Raw genomic sequence first — 1,284 nt, 5'->3', positions numbered from 1 at the left:
CGCTGTTCGTTTGTGGACCTGCTTGGCGAGGCGTGGGCCGCGGCGCGAGTGGGCGAGTTCGCCCCCGTGTGCGACAGCCTGCCGCATGGGCTGCGGGGCGCCGCATTCTCTACCAATCGTAGGTAAGCGGCGGAACGCCGCACATTTCACCGACCTAAGCAGAATTGCGCACCCGTTTTCGCGGTGGCATGGCGTTTTTGACTGCCGAAAGGTCGACCGTTGGAAGTCGTCCAGAGGAACGCAACAAGGAGTACACAATGTCGGTTCGCAGGTTCACGGCTCTGTTCGCGGCCGGTTGCCTCATTGCAAGCGCCGGCGTCGCGGTCGCCCAGGGCACCAACGGCGGTGGCTATCCGGCGCGGCCCATCACCATGATCGTCCCGTTCGCGGCCGGCGGCCCGACCGACGTGGTCGCCCGCATCGTCTCCGACCACATGGGCAAGACGCTCGGCCAGCAGATCGTCATCGAGAACGTGGTGGGGGCCGGCGGCACCACCGGGGCGACCCGGGCCAAGCGCGCCAACAACGACGGCTACACCCTCATCATGGGCCACATGGGCACCCACGCGGCGGCCGTGCCGCTCTATCCGAACCTCGCCTACGATCCGGCCGCCGATTTCGAGCCGGTCGGCGTCGCGGCCGGCACGCCGATCCTGATCCTGGCCAAGAAGGACTATCCGGCCAAGGATCTGTCCGAGTTCGTGAAGCACGTGAAGGCGAACTCCGGCACCCTCAACATGGCGCATGCCGGCGTCGGCTCGGTGTCCTACACGACCTGCCTGCTGCTCAACTCGATCCTCGACGTGAAGCCGACCGCCGTTCCCTACAACGGCACGGGCCCGGCCATGAACGCCCTCGTCGGCGGCCAGGTCGACTACATGTGCGACCAGATCGTCAACGTCGTGTCGCAGGTGCAGGGCGGCTCGATCCGCGCCTACGGCGTCGCCACCGAGGCCCGCAACCCGGCCCTGCCGGAGGTCCCGACTACCAAGGAAGCCGGCCTGCCGGAGTACAAGGTGTCGGCCTGGAACGCGGTCTTCGCGCCCAAGGGCACGCCGCAGCCGATCGTCGACAAGCTCGCCGCCGCGCTGGACAAGGCGCTGGACGACCCGACCACCCGCAAGCGCCTGCTCGATCTCGGTAGCGACCTGCCGGAGGGCGACGCCCGCGGCCAGAAGGCCCTCGCCTCGCTGGTGAAGAGCGAGGTCGACCGCTGGAGCAAGGTGATCAAGGCCGCCGGCCCGGGGAACTGAGCGTCTCTCTTCACCTCCCCCTGGAGGGGGG

The 1,284-nt window shown here is 68.2% G+C and carries 1 protein-coding gene; it reads left to right on the top strand.

Annotation, left to right across the window (positions count from 1 at the left end; genetic code table 11):
• Positions 1–257 precede the first annotated feature (257 nt).
• Complete coding sequence (locus CH341_RS19475) at positions 258–1,253, top strand: tripartite tricarboxylate transporter substrate-binding protein (RefSeq protein ID WP_111420649.1); 996 nt, start codon at positions 258–260, stop codon at positions 1,251–1,253.
• Positions 1,254–1,284 lie beyond the last annotated feature (31 nt).

This window comes from Rhodoplanes roseus, assembly GCF_003258865.1.
Classification (GTDB): Bacteria; Pseudomonadota; Alphaproteobacteria; order Rhizobiales; family Xanthobacteraceae; genus Rhodoplanes; species Rhodoplanes roseus.
Note: the sequence above shows the minus strand (reverse complement) of the source record. Positions and strands in the feature narration are given on the sequence as shown.

Bases quoted from the DNA above. Each gene is read 5' to 3' on its own strand.
- CH341_RS19475 (WP_111420649.1), top strand. From the start codon at position 258: ATGTCGGTTCGCAGGTTCACGGCTCTGTTCGCGGCCGGTTGCCTCATT.